Origin of the sequence: Polynucleobacter sp. MWH-Spelu-300-X4, from assembly GCF_018687515.1 — a bacterium.
In the GTDB taxonomy this organism is placed as follows: domain Bacteria; phylum Pseudomonadota; class Gammaproteobacteria; order Burkholderiales; family Burkholderiaceae; genus Polynucleobacter.
In genome coordinates, this window is the sequence record NZ_CP061294.1 from 1,687,461 (window position 1) to 1,711,521 (window position 24,061).

A 24,061-nucleotide genomic window follows, 5' to 3' on the forward strand; every position below is an offset into this window, starting at 1 on the left:
AATTGATCTAAAGCAATAAATTACTCAGCTTTCTAAAGGTTTCCACCTATAAAACTAACTAAAGAAAGATGTGAGCGCTTGCTTACTTATTGTTTGACCTAACAATCTGATCTGGACTGATCATTGCTAAACCATCTTTTGTTTTTGACAAATTTAGCTCTGGCGTCCAAGCGTGCCCATAAACCAATTCCAAAGTTATCTGCAATGGCTCGTTAATAATTTGATTTCCCACAGAATTGAAATCATCTTGGCTAATCAAACCCAACAAAAGAGCGTCTTTAAGTAATAAATCAAGGTTTTCATAGTCCAAGGTGATGTACTCCATATCCATCACTGGCTCAGCAAAACCTTCTCGCAACAAAGCATCACCCACATCATGCATATCCCATGATGGATAGTTAGTGACTTTTTCAATCCCCAATAAACGATTTAAATTTTTACCAGTATCCGGCCCCAAATAACTGAACATCAATAAAGCGTTTTGCCTTAAATACTTCCGCCACTCCGGAATGAGCACATCAGGAGATGTTTTTGAAAGCTCCAAGTTAGACCAAATGAAATCAAATTTAAGACTGCTGTGATCAAGGGACCCCGTCACTCCATCAAAAAAATAAGGTACAGATTGACCCAACAATCGATTCATGTATTTCTTTAAAAGCGGATAAAGATCTTTCTTCTCAGAAACAAAGATATTGGCCTTGGCATAACGCTTAGATAAAACACCCGCATCTGAACCACGTTGCCAAATTTTTTCAGGAGTCACTTTAATAATTGATAACTTCTCATCCATCCGAAGGGAGATTTCATCGAAAAGCCAATCTGGAATGCGCATAAACACTGAGCTGAGCATGGTCATAGCCCTCAGTATACTCAGACTAAAGATGAAATTTCTCTTACCAACTGCGTGTATTGGATGTAAGAGTTATCAACCATCTAGAATTTGCGATAAATGTCTTAATCGACTAATACGCTCACAAATACACCGCTGCTTCCAATGCGCACTTCCCACTCACCTAAATGCCATTTACTGTGTTCAATGCCAATACGAGCGCCCCTATTTTGATGAGACAGTTTGTCTAGATAGTTATGAAGGTTTATTGACTGGCGCAGTACGTCAGTACAAATATAGCGGTGAAGTAGCTATAGCACATGGGCTCATTGAAACCTGGTTCAAGATTTTTGACAACGGCCTCTTTAAACACCGTAAAAAAGAAGAGGTTATATTGTCTGCCGTGCCACTTAGCACCATCAAACTTCACGAACGAGGTTTTAACCAATCATGGGAATTAGCCAAAATCTTTGGGCAAAAAACAGGCGCCATGGTGAATGCGCACATACTAACAAGAAGGCATCTAGACACAAATCAAGCAAAACTAGGTAAAGCAGAACGATTAAGCCGATTAGAGAATATTTTTTCAATTGCCCCTGAAAATCAAGTCTACGTAAAAAATAAATGTATCGTTATCGTTGATGATGTCATGACAACTGGCTCAACACTTAATAGCATGAGTAAACTTCTAAAGAAACATGGCGCAAAAGAAATCATTAACTGGGTCATCCTAAGAACACCACTGAAATAATTATGATTAATGTCGTACTGGTCCATCCTGATATTCCACCTAACACAGGCAATATTATTCGCTTGTGCGCCAATACAGGTGCGCAACTACATCTCATTGAACCTCTTGGCTTCCCGCTAGAAGACACTAAATTAAAACGAGCTGGGTTGGATTACCACGAGTATGCGGAAATGAAAGTTCACAAAAGCTGGGATGCTTTCTTAGCATCGGAAAAACCTTCACAAGATAGAATGTTTGCAATCACAACCAAGGGGCAAGCAAAACTTGCTGAATGTGTTTTTCAGCTCAATGACTATCTTGTATTTGGCTCCGAGACAAAAGGGTTGCCACAACACGTTCGCGATTATTTTTTACCTACACGCGCATTGCGTTTGCCTATGCGGCCCAACAATCGCAGCTTAAATTTATCAAATGCAGCAGCCATCATGGTTTATGAAGCCTGGAGGCAACTAGGATTTATAGGTGGCGAATGATTAGTGCGTTTCTAGTTTGGGATCACGTCCCATCAACAGTTTCACTGCATCAACAGGATTAACACCCTTAAATAAAACCTCTGACACCATCTGGCAAATAGGCATATCAATTTTTTTATTATTAGCCAAATCGCTAACTGCTTGAGCACATCTCACACCTTCAGCAACGTGTCCAAGATTAGCCAATACTTCCGTCAAACTTTTACCACTTGCTAACTGCATCCCAACTTGCCGATTGCGAGATAAATCACCTGTCGCAGTCAAAATTAAATCACCCACACCTGTTAAACCCATAGCGGTTTCAGGTTTGCCGCCCATAGCAATAATAAGGCGCATCATTTCTGCGAGACCTCGAGTTAACAAGGCTGCACGCGCATTCAAACCAAGACCCAAGCCATCACCAATTCCGGTTGCAATCGCTAAAACGTTTTTAATAGCCCCGCCAAGTTCAACACCGATAACATCATCACTACCGTAAATGCGCATGCGCCCAAAATGAAAAACTTTTTGAGTTAACAAAACTAGTTCTTCAGCTTCACTAGCAACCGTTAATGCACAAGGCATCTCTTTTGCTACTTCCATAGCAAAACTCGGCCCCGATAAAACACCTAACCGCACACTCTTAGCAATAGCCTGCTGGCCTTTTGATAGTTCACGCTCAATAACCTGATGAGGCATCGCAGCCGTGTCTGGCTCAAGGCCTTTACATAACCAGACCCAATTACGTGGCACGTCATTTGTTTGAAGAAGGTTGGAAACCATCTCTTTCAACCCAGCCACAGGGGTTGCAAGAACAACCAAAGTATCTTGCTGAGCACCTTGAAAAGCATCGCTCCAACTCGCCGTCACCTTTAACGAGTCAGGTAACTTAATACCTTTTAAATAACGCTCATTCGATCTTGATATTTGAAGTTGCTCCGCAAGCTCAGGGGAGCGACTCCAAAGAGTTACTTCTGAACACAGCGGATTCTTGGCTGCATGCATCGCCATTGCGGTACCCCATGCTCCTGCGCCAAGAAAAATAACTTTCATATGAATTAGTTTGGCAACACAATGCCGCTATCGCTAGATGCTTGCGGTGCAGCCGCTTGCTGCAAACGTTGCTCGTAAAGCGCGTGGAAATTAATCTCAGCCAAATGCACTGGCTGGAAACCCGCGCGACTAATAACATCAGCAATATTTGATCGCAAATAAGGGAACAAAATAGTTGGGCAGGCAATACCTAGCATTGGGTCCATTTGTTCTGCAGGCATATTTTGCATTTCAAAAATACCTGACTGCTGCGCTTCAACTAAAAATAAAACTTTGTCTTCTATGCGTGTTGTTACAGTGCCAACCAAAGTAACATGGAAGTTATTCGCATCTAATTGATTAGCCTGAATATCCACTTGCACTTCTAATTTTGGCTCACCTTGTTCTAAAAGAATTTGTGGTGCGTTCGGTTGCTCCAAAGATAAATCTTTTAGATAAACACGTTGAATCTGGAAGCTTGGCGCATTATCTGCTGCGCCATTTGCCTGAGCTGCTGTCATTTACTATCCTTTAATTATTTGCCCAATAGAGGGTCTAGTTTACCCGCGCGATCAAGCGCAGAAAGATCATCAAAACCACCTACATGGGTGTCATCAATGTAAATTTGTGGAACAGTGCGGCGCCCCGTTCTAGTCATCATTTCCTCTTTTTTAGAAGGATCTTTATCGATTAGAATTTTTTCAGTAATTACTGCGCCTTTAGATAACAGTAAACGCTCCGCCATATTGCAATATGGGCAAACTTGGGTGCTATACATAGTAATTTTTGGCATTTGGAACCTTTTTAGACCTTTATTTAACCAATGGCAAGCTAGCTTGATTCCATGAAGAAATCCCACCCTCCATGCATGCCACCTCCAAAAAGCCCATTTTTTTAAGCTTTCCCACAGCCGTATTTGCTCTAGAACCGCTTAAACAAACTAAAATAACAGGATTATTAGTGTCTAACTGAAGCTTTTGAATATTGTCAAAATCGGCCAATGGCAAATTTTTTGAATTTGCAATATGCCCTGACTGATACTCATCAGCCGTTCGGACATCTAGTATTTGAGCTTGTCGCTGGTTTACCCATTGAATTGCCGTATGTACATTAAGCAGTTGTTTGTTCAAACGGCCCAATAGTTGAGGAAGCGCTAAAGCTAGGCCAGATGTCACTAGAGTAGCTATTAGCAGTAAATTATTTGTATTTGTTAAAAAGTCCATTAGTAAATTATAGAATGTGAATATGAAACAACTTGTACTTATCCGCCACGGCGAATCCCAATGGAACCTTGAAAATCGTTTTACTGGCTGGGTTGATGTAGACCTCACCCCAACCGGTATCCAGCAAGCAACTCAAGCTGGCGAGAAATTAAAGGCTGCAGGCTATGATTTTGACATTGCTTACACTTCTGTGCTGAAAAGGGCTATCAGAACCCTATGGCATGCTCAAGAGGCCATGGATAGACTTTGGATACCTGTGGTTCATAGCTGGCGCTTAAATGAACGCCACTATGGCGCTCTAGCAGGCCTAAATAAAGCAGAAACAGCTGCGAAGTACGGGGATGAACAAGTACATATTTGGAGACGGTCTTACGATGTGCGCCCACCGCTACTTGATGAAAACGATCCTAGAGCGTCTTTTAGCGACCCACGCTATGCCAAGTTGAAGCGCGAAGAAATCCCTCTTGGTGAATGCTTAAAAGATAACGTAGCTAGAGTTTTGCCGCTTTGGGAAGAATCTATTGCACCAGCCCTAAAGTCTGGCAAGCGAGTTTTAATTGCGGCGCATGGCAACAGCATCCGTTCATTAGTTAAATATCTTGATCAAGTGTCGGATACTGACATCATGGAAATCAACATTCCTAATGGCACGCCTCTTGTGTATGAACTAGACGACAACCTCAAACCCATCAAGCATTTCTATTTAGATAAATAAACCATGTATCGTTCAATCAAGAACATCGCACTCATTTGCACTGGCTTAATTGCTGGCGTTGCTTTAACGCTTCAATTATCAGCAACTGCGCAACAAGGCGGATCTAACCTTCCTTTAGAAGAGCTAAGAACGTTATCAAACGTATTTGGCCAAATCAAAAGAGATTATGTGGAATCTGTTGAGGACAAACGCCTTTTAACTGATGCTATTAAGGGAATGGTCAGCGGCTTAGACCCTCACTCTTCTTATTTAGATAAAAAAGATTTTGCGGAAATGCAAGAACATACCCAGGGGAAATTTGCTGGCTTGGGCATTGAGATTACCTCTGAGGACGGTGTCGTAAAAATTATGAACCCTATTGAAGATACTCCAGCAGCAAGAGCGGGACTTCAACCAGGCGACTTAATCACGCGTCTTGACGACAAACCAGTACGTGGCATGACATTAGATCAATCCGTGCGTCGCATGCGCGGTGAACCAGGTACAAAAATTACATTAACCATCTTCAGAAAAAGTGAAGAAAGAACTTTTCCTGTAACCATCACACGAGCTGAAATTAAAGTTCAATCAGTTAAAGCAAAAATTATTGAACCAGGTATTGCTTATGTTCGCATCACAAGCTTCCAAGAAAGAACCGTACCTGACCTTGGTAAAAAATTAACCGAGCTATTTGAAAAAGAACCGCAAATTAAAGGGCTTGTTTTAGATCTTAGAAACAATGGCGGCGGCCTCCTTCAGGGTGCCGTTGGTGTATCGGCGGCTTTTTTAGCTAACGACACTTTAGTGGTTTCCACAAAGGGCCAATCTGAAGACGCGAAACAGGTATTTAAAGCTACTCCGGCCAATTACAAATTAGGCGAACCCAATGATCCGCTAGCTCAACTACCAAACTCACTTAAAAAAGTGCCCATGGTTGTATTAGTTAATGCGTTCTCCGCCTCAGCCTCTGAAATCGTTGCTGGCGCACTACAGGATCACAAACGCGCCACCATTATCGGAAAAACAACTTTTGGTAAAGGCTCTGTGCAAACTGTTAGACCTTTAAGCCCAGACTCAGCATTGAAACTAACAACCGCCTACTACTACACACCTACCGGAAAATCGATCCAAGCCTTTGGTATTAAGCCAGATATCCCTGTAGATCAAAATCCTGATGGTGACCCTGATGATGTTTTAATTACTCGCGAAATCGATAGTGAAAAACATCTACGCAACAAACAATCATCTGAAGAAAAACTTATCAATGATCGTGAAAAGAGACGCATTGAAGAGTTGCAACGTATTGAAGATTTAAACGCGAAAAAAACACCTGAAGAAAAAGAAAAGGATCGCAAAAAACGTCCAGCTGAATTTGGTACTGCAGAAGACTTCATGCTACAACAAGCTTCAGCGTATCTAAAAGGCCAAACGGTTAAACGCTCCAAGTCTCGCTTAGAGTAAAACAGTGGCATGAACGATAACGACCTTCTTAGATATTCACGCCATATCCTTCTTGATGATATTGGCATTGAAGGTCAAGAAAAGTTTTTATCCGCTCATGCTGTGATTGTGGGTGCTGGCGGGCTTGGCTCTGCTGCGGCTCCTTATTTGGCAGCTGCGGGCATTGGGAAAATCACCCTCATTGACCATGACACGGTAGAGCTAACCAATCTCCAACGTCAAATTATGCATACCAATGACGCTATTGGACTTCCGAAGGTGGTCTCTGGAAAGAAAACGCTATCCCAATTAAATCCTCATACTCAAATCTTTGATATTCCACAAAAAGCAAGCGCTGAATTGCTCGAGGGGATATTACCGACCGCATCAATTGTTCTTGATTGCACAGACAACTTTAAGGCGAGACATCTCATCAATACTGCTTGCGTTAAACATCAAGTGCCTTTAATTAGCGGAGCGGCCATTGGGTTTGATGGGCAAGTAACAGTTATCGACCCAAGAGTGGCTAACGCACCTTGCTACGCGTGTATTTTCCCGGAAGACCAAATATTTGATGAAGTTAAATGTTCAACGATGGGAGTTTTTTCCCCTCTCGTAGGAATCATTGGCAGCATTCAAGCTGCACAAGCATTACAGGTAATTGGACAAATCGGCGAACCATTAATTGGGAAATTATTGCTATGGGATGCGCGAACTAGCCAAATGAATATTATTCGATTAGACAAGCAACCCGCTTGTAAGAGCTGCTCTACAAAGAATTAATTTTCTCAATAGCAGCGGCAATTTCCTCTGGCTCAATAGCGGCTAGTAACACATCAACAGCCGGCACAAGATTTTCTGAATGCGCCCTCAAAATTTCTTTTTTGACCGATAGCAGTTGATTAAAGTGCAAAGAAAAATCTCTCAAGCCCATACCAAGAAGTACTCTTGTCATGGATGGCTCGCCTGCCATCTCACCACAAACTGAAACAGGCATATTTGCGGCATTAGCTTCCCGAATTACACCTGCAATTAATCGAAGAACCGCAGGATGCAATGGATCATACAAATGTGCAACAGCATTGTCTGCTCTATCAATGGCTAGGGTATATTGAATTAAGTCATTAGTACCGATAGATAAAAAATCTAATCGACGTATAAATAAAGGTAATACCAATGCAGCGGCCGGAATTTCAATCATTGCGCCAATCTTGATATTAGGATCAAAAGCCACGCAACGCTCTTCCAACTGTTTTTTTGCCAACTCTATTAAATCAAGCGTTTGATTAATTTCTTGAACATGCGCCAACATTGGAATCAAAATCTTCATTTGACCAAAGGCAGATGCTCGTAAGATGGCACGCAACTGAATCAAAAACATATCAGGCTCTGATAACGACCAACGAATAGCCCTCAACCCTAACGGAGACATGACATGCACGCTGCCATCATCTTGGGCATCTAAAGGCTTATCAGCCCCAATGTCGATAGTTCTGATGGTGACAGGCAAGCCCTTCATCGCTTCAGCAGTTCGTCGATAGGCTAAATATTGCTCTTCCTCATCCGGCATTTCACCTTTTCGGTTCATGAATAAAAACTCAGAACGGAACAGTCCAATACCAACAGCACCAGAGTCAAGAGCTGAAACAGCATCTTCTGGCATCTCAACGTTAGCCATTAAATCAATTGCCACACCATCCAATGTAAATGTTGGCGTGTACTTTAAGCGTTGAAGCTTTTTCTTCTCAAGCTTTCTTTGAGTTTGTAAATGTCGATACTCTTCTAGAACGAGGGGGCTTGGGTCCACGATAACAATACCGCGATCCCCATCAATAATGAGCCAGTCATCTTGCCTAATTAAATCGCTTGCTTGGCGAACACCCACGGCAGCAGGAATATCCAAACTTCTTGCAACAATAGCCGTATGAGATGTTCGACCGCCAAGATCTGTAACAAAGCCTCCAAAAGCCATATCTTTAAAAAGCATCATGTCTGGCGGCGCTATATCATGCGCCACCACGATTAGCTCACCCAACTCACGTGTCTCTCCTACGCTTTTATAGAAAGAAGAAATGGTTTGATGATCTTCTCCATGATGGAGAACCTTCATAACACGCTCAACGACTTGCCTAATATCTGTCGCACGTTCGCGCAAATACTCATCTTCAATTTCAGCAAACTGATTAAGCAAAAACTCAAGCTGGGTGGCTAAAGCCCATTCAGCGTTGTACCTTTTTGATTTGATTAACTCGAGAGGCTTCTCAGTTAAAGTGGGATCCGCCAAAATCATGGCATGAACATCCAAGAAGGCAGCCATTTCTTCTGGCGCAGCTTCTGGCAATCCATTCCTTAATGTCTTTAATTCTTGGCGTACGGTCTTAAAAGCATCTAATAATCTCTTTTCTTCGGACGCTTCTTTACCTGCATCCACCAGATAGTGCACCACATCCATCGCAGATGGAGCGATACGCAAAGCTTTACCAATGGCTATGCCATTGGTAACTGGTATGCCGTGAAGCGTAAATGCCAAGATTACTCGCCTTCACCAAAACGATCGTTAATTAAAGTCTCTAATGCATCAAAAGCTTCTTGTGCTTTTTCACCCTCGGTTTCAAGTGTCACAACACTACCCACACCAGCGGCCAACATCATGACCCCCATAATACTTTTGGCATTAACTTTTCGGCCATTCTTGGATAGAAAAACTTCACAGGGGAATTGACCAGCAAGCTGGGTCAACTTAGCAGATGCACGAGCATGAAGGCCAAGTTTATTAATAATGGTTATTTCTGCGCTTGGCATATTTATTCCTTACTCACTACTTTTTCAACTGAACTTATATTTTCCACCTGAACACCTAAGTGGCCAATTGGAATAATCCCTTGCTGGCCACCATGCATCGCTTTATTTGTAACAGAATCCAAATCTTCCGATCTATAAGCAATTGCCCTCATCAGCATTGGAAGATTAACTCCGGCAATAACACGCACTTGACCAGTAAATTCTGGCTGATGAGCCAAGCGACTGGCCACATTAGCAGGAGTTGCACCCATGATGTCCGTTAAAACCAAAATCCCATTTTCAGAATTTAATTGATGAGCCGTTATCGTTGCCTTTTCCAAGGTCAACTTTGTGTCTTCATGAGCCATCACATCTAATGCCGAAATCCCCTCAGGTACTTCTCCATATACATGGGCAGCAAATTCTTTTAATGCTGTAGCCAAGGGGGCATGGGCGATGATAAGTATGCCAATCATTTTAAATATTGCTCCAGGCTAGTTAACCATTGTTTAGCGACATCGTAGCCAGTTTGCTGCGTAATCTCTACAAAACAAGTTGGGCTAGTCACATTAATCTCAGTTAAATAACCACCAATGAAATCTAATCCAATTAAATGCAAGCCTCTAGATGCTAACAGTGGCCCAATATGCTCTGCGACCTTAGCTTCTTTTTCGGAAATTGGACAAGCAACCCCCTTACCCCCGGCAGCCAAATTACCCCTAACTTCACCACCTTGAGGAATTCTAGCTAATCCATGTGGCACAGCTTTCCCGCCAATCACCAACACACGTTTATCACCTTCAGAAATTTCTGGTAAAAATTTTTGCGCCATTAATGCCCGCTTACCAGAGTCACCTAAAGTTTCAACAATACTAGCCAAATTTAGGGCATCCGATTTAACTCGGAATATTCCCATCCCACCCATACCGTCTAACGGCTTAATGATGATGTCTTGATGTTCACGGTGAAAATCTTGAATATCTTTTAAGTCATAACTAATCAATGTTGGTGGCGCATACTGCAAAAACTCCAACAAAGATAATTTCTCCGAATGATTTCTTAAAGCCACCGGGTCATTAAATATTTTTGCCCCTTCTAATTTGGCTTGAGATAAAAACCACGTGGCTGTCACATAACTCATATCAAAAGGCGGGTCTTTTCTCATAATGACCGCATCAAATGCAGCCACTTTCATTTCCTTAGTCTGTGTAGATACATACCAAGGCGACCCGGCCATATCTATTTTTATTTTTTGAGACTTGGCATAAATAGCACCAGCAACACTCTTAATATCTTCGATATGACAATGCCAAATCGCATACCCCTTAGCCTGCGCTTCAAGCATCATGGCCAAAGTACTATCCTTCTTTACAGAAAAACTCGATAAAGGATCGGCAACAAATAATAGATTCATATTATTTATTCAGCGTCAGGATCTGTGCGCTCAAGCTCTAAAGATGCCGCCAACAAAGCAAGTCTAGCCACCACGCCATACAAATAAAAACGATTAGGAACTGCGACGCCTGGCTTAGCCGCCACGTCTGGAATCGCATTATGTGCAAATGCTAATGGCACAAAGTGCGCGCCAGGGGCATTTAGATTTTCATCAATGCCACGATCAGTATGTACGCGATAAAAACCACCGACCACATAACGATCCATCATATAAACCACCGGTTCAGCTACGGCCTCATTAATCTTCTCGAATGTATAAACACCTTCTTGGATCAATACATCACTAACTTCCACGCCTTCTTTAATGACGCTCATCTTGTTGCGTTCTTTACGGTTCAAACCTTTTACTTCACTGGCATCTTTAACCGTCATAATGCCCATACCGTAGGTGCCTGCATCAGCCTTAACAATGGCGTATGGCTTTTCTTTAATACCGTATTCACGATATTTACGCGCAACTTTTTTCAAAATAGCGTCAACACTCTCTTCTAGAGCCTCTTCCCCAATGCGCTCATGAAAATTAATGCCAGAACATTTAGAGAAGTATGGATTAATCATCCAAGGATCAATATCTATGACTTTGGCGAATTTTTTTGCTACATCATCATAAGCAGCAAAGTGATTGGACTTACGTCTAACTGCCCAACCAGCATGCAATGGCGGAAGTAAATATTGCTCATGTATGTTTTCTAAAATGGATGGAATGCCACTAGATAAATCGTTATTCAACAGAATTGTGCAAGGGTCAAAATCTTTTAATCCTAAACGGCGCCCCTTCATACCAATCCTAGCCAAAGGCTCCAAAATCAAACGCTGTCCATCTGGCAAATCAATCGGTGTTGGTTTCTTAATCTCATCGGATAAAGAACCTAAGCGCACATTTAATCCAGTCTGCCTTAAAACAGAAGCTAATCTTGCAACGTTTTGCAAATAAAACATATTGCGCGTATGGCGCTCAGGAATTAATAATAAATTTTTTGCATCAGGGCAAATTTTTTCAATTGAAGCCATCGCAGCTTGAACAGCAAGCGGCAACATTTCAGGAGATAAATTATTAAATCCTCCTGGAAATAAATTGGTGTCGACTGGTGCTAGCTTAAATCCTGAATTACGAAGATCTACTGAACAATAGAAAGGTGGCGTGTGCTCTTGCCACTCCATCCTGAACCATCTTTCAATAGCAGGGGTAGCTTCTAAAACTTTGCTTTCCAATTCAAGCAAAGGACCATTTAGGGCGGTAATAAGATGTGGGACCATAGCCTTATTGTAAGACGGATAAAAAAAGGGTGGGTTCTTTTAGAATCCACCCTTTGACCCCTCAATACAAGAGGCTATTTCACACTACATTCACAGATATTTACAAAAATTCACTAATTAGGACTCATAAGCAGTTTCACCGTGAGACGTAATATCCAAACCTTCGCGTTCTTCATCTTCAGGAACACGCATACCAACCACGAGATCCACCAGTTTGAAAGATACGAAAGAAACCACGCCTGACCAAACAATCGTTGTTAATACCGCTTTTGCCTGAATCCACACTTGGCCAACAATTGAGTAGTCGGCTGACACTGCATTTGCCACATAATCGTAGATACCAGTACCGCCTAAAGATGGAGCAGCAAAAACGCCTGTCAATAAAGCTCCCAAGATGCCGCCAACACCGTGAACGCCAAATACATCCAAGCTGTCATCTGCACCTAAGATTTTCTTAAGGCCTGTTACACCCCACAAGCAACATACACCACCTAAAAGACCGATAGCGATTGCACCCATTGGGCCCACAAAGCCAGCGGCTGGGGTGATTGCAACTAAACCTGCTACAGCACCAGATGCGCCACCCAACATAGATGGTTTGCCTTTGCTAATCCATTCAGCAAATGTCCATGACAAGAGAGCTGCTGCAGTCGCCAAGAAAGTATTAACGAATGCCAATGCCGCGCCACCGTTTGCCTCTAATGCTGAACCAGCATTAAAACCAAACCAGCCAAACCACAACAATGAAGCGCCAACCATTGTGAGCGTTAAGCTATGAGGCTTCATTGCTTCTTTACCAAAGCCAATCCGCTTACCCACCACAAAGGCACCAACCAAACCAGCAACAGCAGCATTGATGTGAACCACTGTGCCACCAGCAAAATCTAAAGCACCCATTTGGAATAACCAACCTGAAATAGCTGTTGCTTTTTCAGCTGCCGCAGCATCTGTAAAGGCATCAGGACCAGGCCAAAACCAAACCATATGAGCTACTGGCAAATAGCTAAATGTGAACCATAAAACAGTAAATAACAATACTGCAGAAAACTTCACACGCTCAGCAAATGCACCAATAATTAGACAGCAAGTGATGGTTGCAAAAGCGCCTTGGAAAGCAAAATAGCCAAACTCAGGAATCACGACACCTTTACTAAAAGTTGCAGCGACTGAGTCAACCGTAATGCCAGACAAGAATAGGCGATCAAATCCACCAAAGAATGCCCCACCCTCTGTAAATGCAATACTGTAGCCATACACCGCCCACAAAATCGCAACCAGAGAGAAAATCACCATACATTGCATCAACACCGACAACATGTTTTTGCTACGCACCAAACCGCCGTAGAACAAACCTAAACCAGGCAAAGTCATCAAGATCACTAGCGCTGTTGAAATCAACAACCATGCTGTATCTCCCTTATTTGGAACAGGAGCTGGGACAGCTGGTGCTGCAGGAGCAGCGGAAGCAGCAGTAACTGCAGGAGCGGTAACTGCTGGTTTTGCATCATCAGCATAAGCAGATGATGAAACAGCCATAGTTACTGAACCTAGCGCAAGAACCGCTGCACCAACTGCGAGTAGACGTTTAATCCAAGAAGTCATTTTGTTACCTCGCTTTAAAGGGCAGACTGACCGGTCTCACCGGTACGAATGCGAATTACTTGTTCAATAGATGACACAAAAATCTTTCCGTCACCAATCTTGCCAGTCTTGGCAGATTTCTCAATTGCTTCAATAGCACGATCAACAATGCTGTCATCAACAGCAGCCTCGATCTTTACCTTAGGCAAAAAATCCACCACATACTCAGCACCACGGTACAACTCTGTGTGCCCCTTTTGTCGACCAAAGCCTTTAACTTCAGTAACGGTAATACCTGACACGCCCACTTCCGATAGCGCCTCACGTACCTCGTCAAGCTTGAAGGGCTTGATAATTGCTGTAATTAATTTCATACGTTTCTCCGTGAAATCGCTAAATTAGAATGATTTAAGAACTGAAATTACAAATGTATTTTTGTAAAGGTTAGATTTGCCATTTCCATAATCTGCAGCGGCAGCATTTGCATAATATTTAGTGCCAGCACTTACATCATTGAAATAATATTTCGCTCCTAGTAAAAAACCTTCATAGTCATATGTAAGCCCTACGTTGTAATCAGCATATGAAAATTTCTTTCCATCAACATTTGATTGATAATCCAATCTATAGTCTGTATAGCCAGCGTGAATTGCTGCAGTCAACTTTGGAGCAACTTCCTGCGACAAAGTAAGGTCATAGTACAAAGTACCAGAAGCATCTTTACCACCAGTTGATGCAAAATAATTTTTTCCTAATACATAAGATGTTTTAAAGGTTGCAGGTCCATATGAAAGACCTAGATATGCTTCCTGTGTATTTGCATGGTAGTTAGATTTATCCAAACTACCGCTTGATGATCCTGGGTAGTTATATGTAATAACTCCAACATCTACACCAATACTGGCAACCTCAGTTTTGTAGCCGCCATATAAATCAACCTCAGCATTGTCGCCTTTAGGACCAGAGGTCCAATCAGACACTTTAGAAGCCCATGTGCCCAAGTAATAGCCCTCTTTAAATGCAACATCGATGCCACCTTGAATAGCAGCTTGTTTGTTATTTTGAGAAATACCACGGAAAAGGTAATCACTTACAACACCAATGTTTGGAGTAACTGTGATTGCAGGCACCTCTGTTGGTGCGGCATCAGCAGCAGAAGCAACACCTGAAGATAATGAAGCTGCTGCAGCTAAGGCGATCGCAGAAAGAGTTAAATAAGTTTTCATGTAGTGCACTCCTAATAAACAATCCAAGGGAAATTCCTTGTATGTCATATATGCAAAAGGTGTGCCAGATATAAAATATCTATATTAATCAATAAATTAAAATAAAACTCTGTAAAATTAAACACCGTTATTAAGCAATGCACTATTTTTGACAAGCAACTATGCACCATTATTGAGCGTCTTTTTGGTGCATGAATTTTTTATAATTTTGGTAAAAAGATAAAAATCCCTCTATTGGAGCAGCCATGAACCCTCAAGACATCATGCAAAAAATGCAAACCATTGCTAACGATATGCAAAATAAAGTTGGGGATGCTATTCGCCAATCTCCAGCCAAAGACTTAGAAAAAAATGTTCGCGGCTTAATGACTCAAGGATTTCAGAAATTAGATCTTGTCACTCGCGAAGAGTTTGATTTACAAACTCAAGTTTTGGCACGCACACGCGCCAAGCTTGAAGAACTTGAAGCAAAAATTACCGCACTAGAAAATAGAAAATAATTAGTTCTTTTCCAATAAAAAAGCAGAGTTCAACTCTGCTTTTTTATTTTCTATTACTTACCTCTTGTGCAATTAAACACCTGCCAAATGATGCTTTAAAGGTTTAGGGTAAAACAAAAACCACAAGTATGAACATATCTGTAAAACAAAAAATATAAAAAATACCTGCTTAAAAGCATCCACTTTTTCTATGCCCATTGCTATAGAAAGATCGATACCCCAACCAATGCCCCATTGGAAAATAAATGCTCCCACAAAAATTAACAAGTTATAGCTAGTACTTGCAATACCAGCATTACGTGAGGGGAACACCGTAATAACTGTACTTTGCCCCAAAATATGTCCCGTTGCAGAAATAGCAAAAATAATCCACAACATCCAGCTATAACTTGTGTTGCTAGTTATTGCGAAAAACTGCGCTACCAAACCAAGAGCCAACATCCACTTTACGTAATTCAGTGTTTTAAATCCTTTGGCATTAGCTTTTGGCATAAACCAGGCATTAAATGCGTACCCCAGCAACAAAGCCGCATTAAATATAAATAATATTTCCGCATTAACCGTCGATGTGAACCCCAACACTTGAGTCATCCATGGGCCAATCCATAAAGTTTGTAATGCCAAGAATCCACCATGATTAACAATTCCCAATGGGAGCATTCTTAGGAAGAATGGGTGACCAATAATGTCTCTAATACCGAAAGATTTTTCTTGGCTGGTGGATGCTGCATTATTTTTCTTTGGGTGATCATCAAAATTTGGCAAACCAAAACGAATACCTAAAAATCCAATCGCAACCAATCCCGCCATTACCCAAAACACGCCGCGCCAGCCCATAAACGGCAACGCTAATTGAACAGGTATGGTTGTAATCAGCGCTCCAATAGTCCCAAACACCAACATACCAGAAGCTAATTGCCCTTGCTGCTCAATAGCAAACCATCGGCGATACGCTGTAAACGCCGCCATCAAACAAGCTGAAACACCAATTCCTATTAGAAAACGGCCAAGCGTAATCCCCCAAAGATTATCTGCATAAGCGAATATGGCAGAGCCTATTAAAGCCACCAATAACAAAATGCTTTCTACTCTTCGCGTCCCAAATTTATCCATAGCAAAACCCAAGGGGATTTGCATCGTAGAAAACCCCACAAAATAGGCTGCAGATAAAAGCCCCAACTGAGCATTTGTGATCTTTAAGTCAGCCATCAACTCAGGTGCAATAACCGCATTAACAGATCGAAATGCATAGGATAAGAAATAGGCAAACGCAAAACAGGCAAATACGCGGAAAGCCCAAAAACCCTTTAAAGGTAGATCAGATTGAGTAATATTTGATTTCATAATCACTTTTAATAAGGTTTAAATCCGCTAAAGAACATTGCTTGCTCTTCAACATTCACTGCTTGGCTGTCTGAATCTAATAACTGCTGCAACACACTAAGTTGATATACCCAAGTCTGGCCATCTGGAAATTTTCTTTGCACCAACCAAACCTTTAATAATCTTCTTTGGCCATCTGGAGCAATTCCGACCACACTCCAACTTTGAGCGGGTAATTCATAACTAGGCTGACCAGCTGTCTTAACCGTTACAGCCTCTGATTTAGCCTCAACATCCGCTTTTAGGTTTGCCAACATGCCATGCTGCAAATATTGAAGCAAATTCCCAACATCCACCTTTTGATTAGTTGTTATGTGAATACTGCCAATGGCATATAAAGCATTACCGGCTTTGGCCGCCTCCATAGTCATGGATAGGCGCTCACCCTCAAATTGAATGCTCTTCTCAGCACGACTAGGTTTACCTGGATATAAAGCCTCGTACATTAAATCGTCAGCCCTGACGGTTCGCCAGTCGAATTTAGGCGTACAAGCCATGATCGCTAAAGTTGTGACAAAAATAAGCGCTTTAAATATAGGTCGAATCAACATAATTTTTGTTATTTGCATAAAATAGGATTATGCCGACTGAAACAATATCTAACTTTTTTCGCCAATTCAAGCGCATTTCACTTGGCTTGGCTGTTTGCACACTATTGTTGGGCTGCCAATCCGATACACAACAAATGGTGCCCTCATTTAAAGTTTCGGAAATTTCAGGAAAAGTATTAAGCCAAGACGATTTAAAAGGTAAGGTCAGCATCATTAATTTTTGGGCAACCAGTTGTGTCACTTGCGTCAAAGAAATGCCCACAATGATCGAAACATATAAAAAATATAAAACCGATCAACTTGAATTTATCGCGGTTGCGATGTCATATGACCCACCAATGTATGTTGTTAATTACGCCAAAACAAGAGAGCTTCCGTTCCATGTGGCCATGGATTCTGATGGTAGCGTTGCAAAGGCTTTTGGGAAAATACAATTAACACCCACCACCTTAGTCATCAATAAAAGTGGCAAGATTATTAAACGCTATGTCGGGGAACCTGATTGGAATGAATTCCATCAGCTATTAGAAAAATCATTAGCGGAGAAGGTGTAACCTCCTCCGCCTTATTACACAACACCGGCTTTATGAGCCTGCTCGTCAGCGTGATAACTTGAACGAACCATGGCGCCCACTGCTGCATGAGTAAACCCCATGGCGTAAGCCTCTTTCTCAAACATCGCAAATGTATCCGGATGCACATAACGTCTAACAGGCAAATGATGTCCTGACGGTGCTAAATATTGACCAATCGTCAACATATCAATGTTATGAGCGCGCATATCTTTCATAACCTCAAGAATTTCTTCATCGGTCTCGCCCAACCCAACCATCAAGCCACTCTTGGTAGAAACTTTTGGATATAGAGCTTTAAAGTCTTTCAACAGCTTTAATGAATGCATGTAATCCGAACCAGGTCTAGCTTCTTTATATAAGCGAGGTACTGTTTCTAAATTATGGTTCATGATGTCGGGAAGGCCTGTTGCAAAAATATCGAGCGCCTTCTCTAAACGGCCTCTAAAGTCTGGCACCAATACTTCAATACTTGTACTCGGTGATAAATCTCTTGTCTTAGTAATACACTCCACAAAGTGTTGTGCGCCACCATCACGCAAGTCATCGCGGTCAACGCTAGTAATCACCACATAAGACAATTTAAGAGCCGCAATAGTTTTTGCCAAATTAAGTGGCTCTTCAAGGTCTAGCGGATCAGGACGACCATGCCCCACATCACAGAATGGGCAACGTCTGGTGCATTTATCACCCATGATCATGAAAGTGGCGGTTCCCTTACCGAAACACTCACCAATATTTGGGCAACTAGCTTCCTCACAAACAGTCACTAACTGGTTCTCACGCAAAATCTTTTTGATTTCATGAAACCTGGAATTACCGGATGCAGCCTTTACTCGAATCCAGTCAGGCTTCTTAAGTACTTGTTCTATAGGAACAATTTTGATAGGAATTCTAGCCGTCTTATCAGCTGATTTTTGTTTCTGATTCGGATCGTAGGCTTTAGTCATGGCCGCACCTCTAATTGTTTCGATAAATGGCTCAATAAGCTTTCAGCCACAATACCCATATTGTCGCTCACACCAAGTGCTGAGAGGTCAATTGTCTTTAAACCCGGATAGCCACAAGGGTTGATTGCTTCAAACGGACTTAAATCCATATGAACGTTCAGCGCTAACCCATGATAACAACATTGTTTGGTCACCTTCAGTCCTAACGCAGCGATCTTGGCACCTACTAAGTTAGACGCAACATGATTAGCTTGACTCAAATAAATACCTGGCGCACCAGCATGTCTCTCACCCAAAACTTTAAAGTCAGCCAATGTGTCGATGATGGCCTGCTCAATTCTGTTAACCAAATCTCGCACAAATAACTTTCTGCGCCTTAGGTCCAACAATAAATACACCACAATTTGTCCAGGGCCATGATAGGTAATCTGTCCGCCTCTATCAATGGGCACCAATGGAATATCTGAGTCTTTAATCAATAAATGGCCAAGATCACCCGCTTGACCCAAGGTATAAACCGGAGGGTGCTCTAAAACCCATATTTCATCCGGTGTTGTTGCATCCCGCTCAGCGGTGAATTTTTTCATTGCCTCATAAGTAGGCAAATAGTCTTGCAAACCTAAATGGCGAACTTGCACATCCATCATTTATAAAACAACACTCACCATAGGATGCGTTGATAAAGTGCGATACAACTCATCCAATTGTTCACGGCTATGCACACGCACAGTTACCGTTAACCCCAAGTAGTTGCCATTCTTAGACGGCCTACGTTCGATAGTGCCTACATTAAATCCTGGGTCAAACTGCAAAACAATATTAGCAATCGCAGACTCATACCCATCGACCGATTTTCCCATTACTTTAATTGGAAAATCACAAGGATATTTAATTAATGACTCTTCTTGATCAGCCATGAACATTCCCAGATGTTGGATCCACTTGCCCATGCCACGCACGCAAAATCAAATCTCTGATGCAATGTAATTTGCGATGAAAGAAATGGTCTGCGCCGGGAATCACCTGAACAACAAGCTCTTGGGGTCTAGCCCAATCCAAAACGCTACTCAAAGGAATAACATCATCTACTTCGCCATGAATCACAATCGTATCTTTAGGCACAGGAGCCACTTCCCACTTAGAAGTGGCTGACCCAACCATAATCAATCGTTCTGGCGCCATCCCTAATTCTTGCAATTTTTCAGCAACATAGCTACTAACATAACTACCGAAAGAAAATCCTGCCATAGCAAGCGGTAAATCACCAACCAACAACGGCCAAGCATGGCCCTCTAATTCTGGGATCCCTTGCCAATTAAATGAATCTTTCATCCATTTAACAACGGCCACTAAATCATCAGCCTCACCCTTACCATCATCATGAGTGCCCTCGGTTGTACCAACACCTCTAAAGTTGGTTCTTAAAGTGACATACCCTAACTGAGCAAAAGTTCTGGCCAAGGTTTGCGCTACTTTGTTATCCATGGTGCCGCCCAACAATGGGTGAGGGTGCGCCACTAAAGCAATGCCTCTTGGACGATAACTACCAGGAGCATCTCGAACGCCATCCGGCAAATCCAACGCGCCTTCAATTAAACCCACCAAACCGGGCAAATGTAATTTAACTGTTCGACTCACTTATTCAATCCTCAATCTCTCAACCACTTGCCCCTGAACAAAATGTTGGTCAATGATTTCATCTATATCTGATTTATCAACAGCGGTATACCAAACACCCTCTGGATAAACCACCATCACAGGGCCATGAGCACAGCGATCTAAACACCCCGCCTTATTTACCCTCACCTTGCCGGCGCCAGACAAGCCCATTTCTTTGCAGCGAATTTTGGCATGTTCAAATAGGCCTTGCGCATTATGTTGCGCACAACAATCATCACCGTTCTCACGTTGATTTAAACAAAAAAACAAATGGTATTTAAAGTAAGTCATAAATGAAAATTATATAGAGGATGATGGCTTTAAGCCTTTTAACAATGACAACCCAGCGCCCACTGGCCACAACCAGGCTAACCATGAGATGAGATGATTGAAATGAATCAAACGTCCATGGCGCCACTCTTGAATACTAACTGTGTAATAAGGGCTTTGCGGCAAAAAATTTACCAAGAAAATCATTGTTGCTAAAGATAGCAAAGCAAGTAAATAAAGCCAACGGCGACTTAACTTTAGCGCGCCAACCAACAAAATACTAGAACTAACCATGCCCCAAAAAGCGGATGGAGTTAACCAAATAAAGCTCTTATCAATACCAAATTGCATACCCGTGAATAATGCTTTCAGAAACACGGTTACCAAAAGAATCGTGAATAGAATAATAGTCTTGGGGGCCCTATCTCTCATGGCTAACGCAATACATATGGCAGAAGCAAACCAGGCAACCGTTGTTGTTGCTATTTCTATCGTCGCAAAGTTAAAAGTTTCTTTCCATAAAGTAACTGTCTGCCAAACATCGGCCCAATCTCCCATGGCTAGCCATGCAGGCTGAGGATAGATTTGGGCCAAAGGAAAAGAAAGGGCTAACAATATCCCACTCGAGCGAGGTCCAAACCATTGAATCCGGCGATGATGGAATGCACTACCAGATAACCATTTAGGATCCATAGGCACAGCCAACAATGCCCCCAAAGTGGTACCACCAATATTTGTCCACCAATCAACATTGCTAGGAACTCTCGTATTCAGCCAAGTTTGTAATGACTCCATCAGACCAGATAACAACCCACCTAAAAGCACGGCAAATAAAACTGCTCGATAAGACTTTAACTTTGGGTAAACAGCAAAAACCACTAAAAATCCAAATGGCAAATAACCCAAAATATTAGTAAAAACATCAAAAGATGTGATGTATCTTGGGATGGGGGCAGAAATCCAATCTAGAGCATCTGCTCCAACCCCTATGTTGAAATTAAATGGAAATGTGCTGGCATAGGCAATTAATAAGATATAGCCTAGGCAAGCTACCCGAGCGGTAGGCATAGGTAAATCAGGCCAATTTAGTCGTTGGGGGCGTTGAAAATTGTGAGACATATTCACATAGTACCTACAATATGGAAATGGCTATTAATTGGATCCTTGAAAGAGTAGAAGAAAGCCCATCCACCAATGAAGATTTAATGGCGCGGTGGCGGCAGGGCTTGCTATGGGAACCCGTTGCTAGACTTGCTTTAAAGCAAACTTCCGGCAAAGGCAGAATGGGCCGTCAATGGATCAGTACACCTAACGAAACCCTGACATTTTCAGTTGCCTACCCTTTTAAAAAGCCCATCAGTGCACTCTCAGGGCTAAGTCTAGCTTGTGGGTTAGCTATTATTCGCGGCATTAGCCAAGCCACCAATTTAAGCCTCTCTGAACTCCAAAATCATCAGCTAGCCCTTAAATGGCCGAACGATATTCTCCTCAAAAAGAAAAAGTTAGCCGGCATGTTGATTGAAGGCGGGCAACTAAGACCAGAGGATCCAACTTGGCTCATCATTGGTATCGGCATTAACCTTGCCAATAGCCAACACATTGACCATCAAATTGGTCGACCAATTGGAGCGCTAACAGATATTTTTTCCAAAGATCAGTTAGATGCTGACTTACTTTGGTTAAGCTTAATTAAAGAATTGGGCGCCATTATTGAGAAATTTGAAACTGGCTCTTTTGCTGATTTTCATGATGAGTGGAATCAATGGGATGCTTATAAAAATGAAACTTGCCAAATTCATCAAAATGGCAATCTTCAATATGAAGGGATCAATCAAGGGGTTGATAATGAAGGTTGCTTGATACTAAAAACATCTACCGGTATAAAGAAAATTATTAGCGGGGATGTTTCATTACGGAGCACTTCATGAGTCTCTTATTAATTGACGCTGGTAATACACGGATTAAATGGGCTATAGCTCAAGCGGATTCTTTTAACCTGAATGACAAGTGGGTGAAGTCCGGCCATATCAATTACGCTGATCTAAATGAGTCTGCATTAAGCCACATTACTAAAGATCTTAGTTCTATCAAAAAAATTATTTACTCCAGTGTCGTTAGCAAAGAAAAAATAGAACATTTAAAATTTCTATCAAAAGCAACTTTCCCGTCCGCAAGTTGGCACGAGTTACAAGGTGGCAGCGCACTCTCTTGGCTCAAAACAAAATATATAACTCCAGAAAAATTAGGCTCAGATCGCAGAGCAATGCTCATTGGTGCAGCAAACCTTTTCCCTCACAGGAACATCTTGGTTGTTTGTGCAGGGACCGCAACAACCATTGATTTACTATCATCTAATAAAGAACATCTAGGCGGATTAATTCTTCCTGGCATCACACTCATGAGTCAGTCATTACATACTGGCACAGCTAAATTACCCCATGTGTTTTCTGATCAAACACCACTTCACCCACTAAGCCTAGGGTGCGATACACAAAGCGCTATCTATAACGGGATTTTGGCTAGCCAACTAGGTGCTATTGAAATAGGTAAATTAATGGCCCACCAACAAAACCTTCCTTTAGATATGGTTTTAGTGGATGGCGGCAATGCTGAGCTACTTATCAATGCTTACCAAGGAACTGAACAGATTTTGTTCAGTTCTAATTTAGTTTTAAAAGGATTACTTGCTTGGCATCACCAAGACTATATTTAAATGAATAAAAAACTAAAGATTTTTCTCGCGATACTTATTTTATTAAGCACGGTATTAAGCTTTGTTATTTTGTTGGCACCCAAAGCAACCCAACGAATGATTAATACCTGGTTTGAAAATAGCGGAGAAATAAATTCATCCACGCCAACTAACACATTGCAGGAAATCAAAATTTTAGACCCAGCAACCTCAGGATCTAATCTTGGTCAAGAGCGCCGTCGTTGAACGATCATGAATAAACGGGATGGCATAGGCCTTCCCACCCCAGCTTTTAACTAATGCAGTTTCAGCTAGCGTATCAATCTCATAATCACCGCCTTTGATATAAATATCAGGCTTTATTTTCTCAATGAGCTGAACCGGGGTCTTCTCAGAAAACATAACGGCCAAATCAACACAAGCTAAAGACGCCAATAAAGCCATTCTGTCGTCCTCTCGATTTAATGGGCGATCATCACCTTTACCCAACATACGCACAGAAGTATCTGAATTAACTCCCACCACAAGGCTTGCGCCAAAGCTTTTTGCTTGGTCTAAATAGCTCACATGCCCTCTATGGAGGATATCAAAGACCCCATTAGTAAATACAATCGGCTTTGGTAATTGATTTAACTTGGCCTCTAAATCGGCAGCAGAACAAATCTTTTTCTCAAAGCTTGGGGCAGGTAAATGATTGATGTTAGGAGATGTCATACCCTAGATATTACCGCGGGTTGGAAAGTTGGCTCAATTAATATCTGGT

General features: G+C 41.9%; 31 protein-coding genes. 9 read left to right on the forward strand and 22 right to left on the reverse strand.

What is annotated here, in order from left to right; genetic code table 11:
- Window positions 1-82: 82 nt before the first annotated feature.
- Window positions 83-856, reverse strand: a complete 774-nt coding sequence (locus ICV01_RS08550; RefSeq protein ID WP_215287462.1) for a hypothetical protein — start codon at window positions 854-856, stop codon at window positions 83-85.
- A gap of 25 nt (window positions 857-881) precedes the next feature.
- Here ICV01_RS08550 and ICV01_RS08555 point away from each other — a divergent pair, with 25 nt between their 5' ends.
- Together ICV01_RS08555 and trmL are read left to right on the forward strand one after the other, a co-directional pair.
- The gene (locus tag ICV01_RS08555) at window positions 882-1,580 is read left to right on the forward strand and encodes a ComF family protein (protein ID WP_215287463.1); all 699 of its coding nucleotides are present in this window, start codon (window positions 882-884) and stop codon (window positions 1,578-1,580) included.
- A 2-nt stretch (window positions 1,581-1,582) separates the two neighbouring features.
- The gene (gene trmL / locus ICV01_RS08560; protein ID WP_215287465.1) at window positions 1,583-2,053 is read left to right on the forward strand and encodes a tRNA (uridine(34)/cytosine(34)/5-carboxymethylaminomethyluridine(34)-2'-O)-methyltransferase TrmL; all 471 of its coding nucleotides are present in this window, start codon (window positions 1,583-1,585) and stop codon (window positions 2,051-2,053) included.
- Here the strand turns inward: trmL and ICV01_RS08565 are convergent, their stop codons facing one another.
- Genes ICV01_RS08565 through ICV01_RS08580 form a run of 4 tightly spaced genes read right to left on the reverse strand, consistent with a single transcriptional unit; the run spans window position 2,054 to window position 4,287 of the window.
- A complete protein-coding gene (locus ICV01_RS08565; protein ID WP_215287467.1) occupies window positions 2,054-3,085 on the reverse strand; it encodes an NAD(P)H-dependent glycerol-3-phosphate dehydrogenase in 1,032 nt (343 codons plus the stop codon).
- Window positions 3,086-3,090: 5 nt separating this feature from the next.
- On the reverse strand, window positions 3,091-3,585 hold the full coding sequence (gene secB, locus ICV01_RS08570) for a protein-export chaperone SecB (protein ID WP_215287469.1): 495 nt from the start codon (window positions 3,583-3,585) through the stop codon (window positions 3,091-3,093).
- Window positions 3,586-3,599: 14 nt separating this feature from the next.
- The gene (grxC, locus tag ICV01_RS08575; protein ID WP_215287470.1) at window positions 3,600-3,857 is read right to left on the reverse strand and encodes a glutaredoxin 3; all 258 of its coding nucleotides are present in this window, start codon (window positions 3,855-3,857) and stop codon (window positions 3,600-3,602) included.
- Between the two features lie 19 nt (window positions 3,858-3,876).
- Window positions 3,877-4,287 (reverse strand): rhodanese-like domain-containing protein, encoded by a 411-nt coding sequence (locus ICV01_RS08580; RefSeq protein ID WP_215287473.1) that lies wholly within the window; start codon window positions 4,285-4,287, stop codon window positions 3,877-3,879.
- 22 nt (window positions 4,288-4,309) lie between these two features.
- Here ICV01_RS08580 and gpmA point away from each other — a divergent pair, with 22 nt between their 5' ends.
- From gpmA to ICV01_RS08595, 3 genes are read left to right on the forward strand one after another with little or no spacing between them, the layout of a single operon-like run.
- The gene (gene gpmA, locus ICV01_RS08585; RefSeq protein WP_215287475.1) at window positions 4,310-5,002 is read left to right on the forward strand and encodes a 2,3-diphosphoglycerate-dependent phosphoglycerate mutase; all 693 of its coding nucleotides are present in this window, start codon (window positions 4,310-4,312) and stop codon (window positions 5,000-5,002) included.
- A gap of 3 nt (window positions 5,003-5,005) precedes the next feature.
- Window positions 5,006-6,442 carry a S41 family peptidase gene (locus ICV01_RS08590; RefSeq protein ID WP_215287477.1) on the forward strand — a complete coding sequence of 479 codons (1,437 nt, stop codon included), beginning with the start codon at window positions 5,006-5,008 and terminating at the stop codon, window positions 6,440-6,442.
- 9 nt (window positions 6,443-6,451) lie between these two features.
- On the forward strand, window positions 6,452-7,204 hold the full coding sequence (locus tag ICV01_RS08595; protein WP_215287479.1) for a HesA/MoeB/ThiF family protein: 753 nt from the start codon (window positions 6,452-6,454) through the stop codon (window positions 7,202-7,204).
- Here the strand turns inward: ICV01_RS08595 and ptsP are convergent.
- The 8 genes from ptsP to ICV01_RS08635 all read right to left on the reverse strand — a co-directional run bounded on the left by ptsP (window position 7,191) and on the right by ICV01_RS08635 (window position 14,721).
- A complete protein-coding gene (gene ptsP / locus ICV01_RS08600) occupies window positions 7,191-8,951 on the reverse strand; it encodes a phosphoenolpyruvate--protein phosphotransferase (protein WP_215287481.1) in 1,761 nt (586 codons plus the stop codon). The two genes, ICV01_RS08595 and ptsP, sit on opposite strands and share 14 nt — an antisense overlap.
- A gap of 2 nt (window positions 8,952-8,953) precedes the next feature.
- Window positions 8,954-9,223 (reverse strand): HPr family phosphocarrier protein, encoded by a 270-nt coding sequence (locus ICV01_RS08605; protein WP_215287483.1) that lies wholly within the window; start codon window positions 9,221-9,223, stop codon window positions 8,954-8,956.
- A gap of 2 nt (window positions 9,224-9,225) precedes the next feature.
- On the reverse strand, window positions 9,226-9,678 hold the full coding sequence (locus tag ICV01_RS08610) for a PTS sugar transporter subunit IIA (protein WP_215287485.1): 453 nt from the start codon (window positions 9,676-9,678) through the stop codon (window positions 9,226-9,228).
- A complete protein-coding gene (gshB, locus tag ICV01_RS08615; protein ID WP_215287487.1) occupies window positions 9,675-10,616 on the reverse strand; it encodes a glutathione synthase in 942 nt (313 codons plus the stop codon). Before gshB ends, ICV01_RS08610 begins: the two co-directional genes overlap by 4 nt.
- A 5-nt stretch (window positions 10,617-10,621) precedes the next feature.
- Complete coding sequence (gshA, locus tag ICV01_RS08620; RefSeq protein WP_215287489.1) at window positions 10,622-11,914, reverse strand: glutamate--cysteine ligase; 1,293 nt, start codon at window positions 11,912-11,914, stop codon at window positions 10,622-10,624.
- 117 nt (window positions 11,915-12,031) lie between these two features.
- On the reverse strand, window positions 12,032-13,516 hold the full coding sequence (locus tag ICV01_RS08625) for an ammonium transporter (protein ID WP_215287491.1): 1,485 nt from the start codon (window positions 13,514-13,516) through the stop codon (window positions 12,032-12,034).
- A gap of 14 nt (window positions 13,517-13,530) precedes the next feature.
- Complete coding sequence (locus ICV01_RS08630; RefSeq protein WP_215287493.1) at window positions 13,531-13,869, reverse strand: P-II family nitrogen regulator; 339 nt, start codon at window positions 13,867-13,869, stop codon at window positions 13,531-13,533.
- Window positions 13,870-13,893: 24 nt separating this feature from the next.
- Entirely contained in the window at window positions 13,894-14,721 is an 828-nt protein-coding gene (locus tag ICV01_RS08635) for a TorF family putative porin (RefSeq protein WP_215287495.1), read from the reverse strand.
- Window positions 14,722-14,984: 263 nt separating this feature from the next.
- On the opposite strand from ICV01_RS08635, the gene ICV01_RS08640 reads away from it, so the two are divergent.
- Entirely contained in the window at window positions 14,985-15,221 is a 237-nt protein-coding gene (locus ICV01_RS08640; RefSeq protein ID WP_371817480.1) for an accessory factor UbiK family protein, read from the forward strand.
- 72 nt (window positions 15,222-15,293) lie between these two features.
- Here ICV01_RS08640 and ICV01_RS08645 read toward each other — a convergent pair whose 3' ends face one another.
- Both ICV01_RS08645 and ICV01_RS08650 read right to left on the reverse strand, forming a co-directional pair.
- A complete protein-coding gene (locus ICV01_RS08645) occupies window positions 15,294-16,565 on the reverse strand; it encodes a nitrate/nitrite transporter (RefSeq protein WP_215287497.1) in 1,272 nt (423 codons plus the stop codon).
- Between the two features lie 8 nt (window positions 16,566-16,573).
- Complete coding sequence (locus ICV01_RS08650; RefSeq protein WP_215287499.1) at window positions 16,574-17,173, reverse strand: hypothetical protein; 600 nt, start codon at window positions 17,171-17,173, stop codon at window positions 16,574-16,576.
- A gap of 11 nt (window positions 17,174-17,184) precedes the next feature.
- Here ICV01_RS08650 and ICV01_RS08655 point away from each other — a divergent pair, with 11 nt between their 5' ends.
- Window positions 17,185-17,709: a TlpA disulfide reductase family protein gene (locus ICV01_RS08655; RefSeq protein ID WP_215287500.1), complete on the forward strand. Its 525-nt coding sequence runs from the start codon at window positions 17,185-17,187 to the stop codon at window positions 17,707-17,709.
- Window positions 17,710-17,723: 14 nt separating this feature from the next.
- Here ICV01_RS08655 and lipA read toward each other — a convergent pair whose 3' ends face one another.
- Genes lipA through ICV01_RS08685 form a run of 6 tightly spaced genes read right to left on the reverse strand, consistent with a single transcriptional unit; the run spans window position 17,724 to window position 21,725 of the window.
- Complete coding sequence (gene lipA / locus ICV01_RS08660) at window positions 17,724-18,677, reverse strand: lipoyl synthase (RefSeq protein WP_215287502.1); 954 nt, start codon at window positions 18,675-18,677, stop codon at window positions 17,724-17,726.
- On the reverse strand, window positions 18,674-19,321 hold the full coding sequence (gene lipB, locus ICV01_RS08665; RefSeq protein WP_215287505.1) for a lipoyl(octanoyl) transferase LipB: 648 nt from the start codon (window positions 19,319-19,321) through the stop codon (window positions 18,674-18,676). The genes lipA and lipB overlap by 4 nt, the downstream gene beginning before the upstream one ends.
- A 3-nt stretch (window positions 19,322-19,324) precedes the next feature.
- Window positions 19,325-19,594 (reverse strand): DUF493 family protein, encoded by a 270-nt coding sequence (locus ICV01_RS08670; RefSeq protein WP_215287506.1) that lies wholly within the window; start codon window positions 19,592-19,594, stop codon window positions 19,325-19,327.
- On the reverse strand, window positions 19,587-20,315 hold the full coding sequence (locus tag ICV01_RS08675; protein WP_215287508.1) for an alpha/beta hydrolase: 729 nt from the start codon (window positions 20,313-20,315) through the stop codon (window positions 19,587-19,589). The genes ICV01_RS08670 and ICV01_RS08675 overlap by 8 nt, the downstream gene beginning before the upstream one ends.
- Window positions 20,316-20,627: a ferredoxin gene (locus ICV01_RS08680; protein ID WP_215287510.1), complete on the reverse strand. Its 312-nt coding sequence runs from the start codon at window positions 20,625-20,627 to the stop codon at window positions 20,316-20,318.
- A 9-nt stretch (window positions 20,628-20,636) separates the two neighbouring features.
- Window positions 20,637-21,725 carry a VanZ family protein gene (locus ICV01_RS08685; RefSeq protein ID WP_215287517.1) on the reverse strand — a complete coding sequence of 363 codons (1,089 nt, stop codon included), beginning with the start codon at window positions 21,723-21,725 and terminating at the stop codon, window positions 20,637-20,639.
- A 26-nt stretch (window positions 21,726-21,751) separates the two neighbouring features.
- On the opposite strand from ICV01_RS08685, the gene ICV01_RS08690 reads away from it, so the two are divergent.
- Window positions 21,752-22,534: a biotin--[acetyl-CoA-carboxylase] ligase gene (locus tag ICV01_RS08690; RefSeq protein ID WP_215287520.1), complete on the forward strand. Its 783-nt coding sequence runs from the start codon at window positions 21,752-21,754 to the stop codon at window positions 22,532-22,534.
- A complete protein-coding gene (locus ICV01_RS08695) occupies window positions 22,531-23,319 on the forward strand; it encodes a type III pantothenate kinase (RefSeq protein ID WP_215287522.1) in 789 nt (262 codons plus the stop codon). Before ICV01_RS08690 ends, ICV01_RS08695 begins: the two co-directional genes overlap by 4 nt.
- Window positions 23,320-23,508: 189 nt before the next feature.
- On the opposite strand, the gene rfaE2 is transcribed toward ICV01_RS08695, so the two are convergent.
- A complete protein-coding gene (gene rfaE2 / locus ICV01_RS08700) occupies window positions 23,509-24,012 on the reverse strand; it encodes a D-glycero-beta-D-manno-heptose 1-phosphate adenylyltransferase (RefSeq protein WP_215287523.1) in 504 nt (167 codons plus the stop codon).
- Window positions 24,013-24,061: the final 49 nt, after the last annotated feature.